This is a genomic window from uncultured Rikenella sp. (assembly GCF_910579375.1).
Lineage (GTDB): Bacteria > Bacteroidota > Bacteroidia > Bacteroidales > Rikenellaceae > Rikenella.
Window position 1 is genome coordinate 1 of record NZ_CAJTUJ010000190.1, and the last position, 3,400, is coordinate 3,400.

Genomic DNA, 3,400 nt, shown 5'->3' on the forward strand with positions numbered 1-3,400 from the left:
CACTGCGGCTCCGCTGCCGCTCCGCCGGTGCCGCTCGGCACCCGAAAGATGGGCGTATCTACTCCTAAACGTCGCCCGCGGCAATTCTTGCCGGATTGGCCGAGTGCCAACCGGCAGAATATGCCCTTTAAGCGGGCGGGCGACGGATTTTTTGCGCAAGAACGAGTTTGTTCGCGCGCCATTCTTTGTCCGCGCGCCTGGGGAAATCTTGTCAAAACACGCAAGCGCATTTTGACGATTTCCCTCTTAAGGCGTGGCGCGCGTTTGGTTTGAGGGGACTGCGCTCGGGCCGCGCAGGCCCCACGTCCCGTGGACGGGCAAAACTGCGTTTTGCTGCGGCCGCCTCTACCCCCATTCTCTGTTCGCGCGCTGACGGAAATCTTATTCAAACGCAAATCATGCGTTTGAATGATTTCCTACTTCAGCGGTCGCGCGCGGATGGGCTCCGAACTGCCTTGTCCCAATCCTTTGTCGCGCGCCGGGGAAATCTTATCAAAAACGCGCAAGCGCATTTTGACGATTTCCCTCTTAAGGCGGAGCGCGCGATTAGTTTGAGAGGACTGCGCTCAGGCCGCGCGGGCCCCACGTCCCGTGGACGGGAAATGCTTACGCATTTCAACTGGCAGCCTCTACCCCCATTCTATGTCCGCGCGCCGGGGAAATCTTATTCAAACGCGAAACACGCGTTTGAATGATTTCCTTTTCCAGCAATCGCGCGCGATCGAGCTCTGTCCCGCCTCGAACTGTTCCTTTTGTTCACAAAAGAAGCCGAAAAAACTTTAGACGGATGCTGACGCATCCTCGAACTGCCTCAGCCCAAAAAACGCACGGTGCTAGCGACGCAAGGTCAGGGTGATCTCGGTGCCGGGGCTGAATGAGGTGCCGGGGGACAAAGACTGGAAGCGCACGGTGCCCATCCCTTCGAATTTCGGCTTCAATCCGGAGCTCTCGGCACGCTCCAGGGCTTCGATCAGGGTCAACCCCCGGAAGTCGGGAACGCCGGAGTCGGTGCTGATCGAAACGGGGGGCGAAACGACGACTCGGCCGCCGCTGTCGATCGCGGCACGACCTTCGTAGGGCAGACGGGGGGCGCCCATCACGTGTAGCTCGCGCAACAGGCTGTCCAGGGAGGTGGCGGAGCCGGAAAGGGCGTTCAGCATGGGGTCGAAGTTCTGGGGGCGGGTCACGACGCGGTTGGTCACGTTGTAGTGCATGGAAAATACGCGGTCGGCGACGGTCTTGAACAGGGGGCCGGCCAGAGAACCGCCGTAGTAGGTCTTCTGGGAGTTCTCGGAGTGGTAGGTCTTCAGGGCGACGACGATCGAATACTTGGGACGGTCGGCGGGCAGGTAGCCGGCGATGGATCCGAGGTAGTGGCGGCCGCCGCTGCGGCTCACGTAGCCGTGGCGGCCGATAGCCACCTGGGCGGTACCGGTCTTGGCGGCGACGCGGTATTTCGGATTCAGCAGCAGGCGGCCGGTGCCGTTGGTCACGGCGCCTTCCATGGCGCGCTGGACGCCCCGAAGGGCGGTCTTCGAGCAGATGGCGGGGTTCAGGGTGTCGGTCGGAAAACGCAGGACGGTCTTGTCGTATTGGCGGAGTTCGCGCACGAACATGGGTTTGACCATCACGCCGTCGTTGGCGACGGCGTTGAAGAGGGTCAGGGTGTGGATCGGGGCGAGACGCAGGGCGTAGCCGTAGGACATCATGGTGAGGGTAGTCCCGTCCCAGCCGTTCCGGATGGCGGGGTGTTTGATGAGGGGTTTGGCTTCGCCGGCGAGCTGGAGGTCGAGGGGTTTGTGGATGCCGATCCGGTTCAGGGCGTTGACGAATTTGGCGGGCTGGCTGCCGTAGGCGCGGTTCACGGCTTTGGCCATGCCGATGTTGGAGGATTTCTCGAAGACTTGCTGGAGGGTGAGGCGGCCGAAGCCGCCGATGTGGGAGTCGACGACGCGGACGGGGCCGATCTGTTCGACGCCGTTGCCGGTCTCGATGGGGGTGGAGAGGGGCATGTGGGCGTCGTCGAGCAGGGCGATCAGGCCGGCGAGCTTGAAGGTGGAGCCGGGTTCCATGCTCATCCCGATGACGTAGTTGTAGTCTTCGACGAGGGTGCCGTCGGAACGCCGGGTGACGTTCGAGAGGGCTTTGATGTCGCCGGTCTGCACTTCCATGACGGCGACGCAGCCCCAGTCGGCTTCGACTTCGACGATCCATTCGCGGAGGGCGCTCTGAACCATGTCCTGCATCTCGATATTGAGGGTGCTGACGACGTCGTAGCCGTCGATGGGGTCGATGTTGCGGTCGCTGGCGATGGGGGTCCAGAAGTTGCCGGAGATCTTCTGTTTGAGCATCTGGCCGGGTTCGCCTTTGAGGTAGTTGTCGAAGCCGCCTTCGATGCCGAGTTTTACGCCCCACTGGTTGACGAAGCCGAGGGTGCGGCGGGCGAGTTCGCCGTGGGGGTTGACACGGCGGTTGCTCTCGATGGCCATGAAGCCGCCGCGGTTGGCGCCGAGGCGGAAGAGGGGAAAGCGGCGGATGGTCTGGAGTTCGAGGAAGTTGACTTTCCGGCGGGTGATCAGGTGGAACCGCTTACGGGCGGTGTGGGCGTCGAGGAGCTCTTTGCGGTACTCTTCGGGGGTTTTGTCGCCGAAGAAGTCGGAGAGGCAGGTGCTGAGGGAGTCGAGTTTGTCGAAGAAGCGTTGCTCGCTGAGGCCGCCGGCGGCCATGTCCATCCGGAGTTCGTAGTAGGGGATGGAGATGGCGAGCAGGCGGCCGTCGTCGGAGTAGATGTTGCCGCGGGCGCCTTCGACGATCTCGGTGCGGTAGCTGTATTTGTCGGAGAGGTCGCGGAGGGTGGCGCCGTCGGTGCCGATCTGGAGCCAGATGATGCGGCCGAGGACGGCGAGGCCGGTGAAGAGGAAGAGGACGTACAAGACTTTGACGCGCCGCAGGATGGCCTCTTTGATGGGGCTTCGCTGGGGGGCGACGGGGGTCTCGGGCTCGGCGGTATGGGGGGATTGGCGGGCCATGGGGGTCTTGGGTCTCTGGGGGGGTTATTCGTCGATGGTGTGGGGGGAGGTGTGGTCGAGTACGAGCGGGATTCGGTATTCGCGCAGGAGGCGTTCGATTTCGCTCTGCCGGGTGAGGGTCATCCGAACGGCGGAGGAGGTCACGGCGCGGGTCTTGAGTTGTTTGAGCTCTTCGGAGATCCGATCCAGTTCGTTGTGTTTGTGCTGGATGTGGAAGCCGTTGGCGATATAGAGGAGCATCAAAAAAACGACGTAAACGATCACGGGCAGGCGGCGGGTGAACTCTTCCTGGGTGAGGATGCCGCCGGTGAAGAACTGGCCGATCCGGAGGCCGCTGCGTTTCCGGGGCTGAGGGGGGGTGTCGTCGCCGG

The 3,400-nt window shown here is 62.6% G+C and carries 3 protein-coding genes; 1 reads left to right on the forward strand and 2 read right to left on the reverse strand.

Annotated elements, in window-relative coordinates:
- Window positions 1-273 (forward strand): hypothetical protein (locus QZ302_RS09470; protein ID WP_294594784.1); only part of this gene is annotated, 273 nt, incomplete at its 5' end.
- A 560-nt stretch (window positions 274-833) separates the two neighbouring features.
- On the opposite strand, the gene QZ302_RS09475 is transcribed toward QZ302_RS09470, so the two are convergent.
- Both QZ302_RS09475 and QZ302_RS09480 read right to left on the reverse strand, forming a co-directional pair.
- Window positions 834-3,029, reverse strand: coding sequence for a penicillin-binding protein (locus tag QZ302_RS09475; protein WP_294594787.1), 2,196 nt, complete (start codon window positions 3,027-3,029; stop codon window positions 834-836).
- A 24-nt stretch (window positions 3,030-3,053) separates the two neighbouring features.
- Window positions 3,054-3,400: FtsL-like putative cell division protein (locus tag QZ302_RS09480; RefSeq protein WP_294594789.1), on the reverse strand; the 347-nt coding region annotated here is incomplete at its 5' end.

Excerpts from the sequence above, each read along its gene's own strand:
- QZ302_RS09475 (WP_294594787.1), bottom strand. The coding sequence starts at position 3,029 with ATGGCCCGCCAATCCCCCCATACCGCCGAGCCCGAGACCCCCGTCGCC.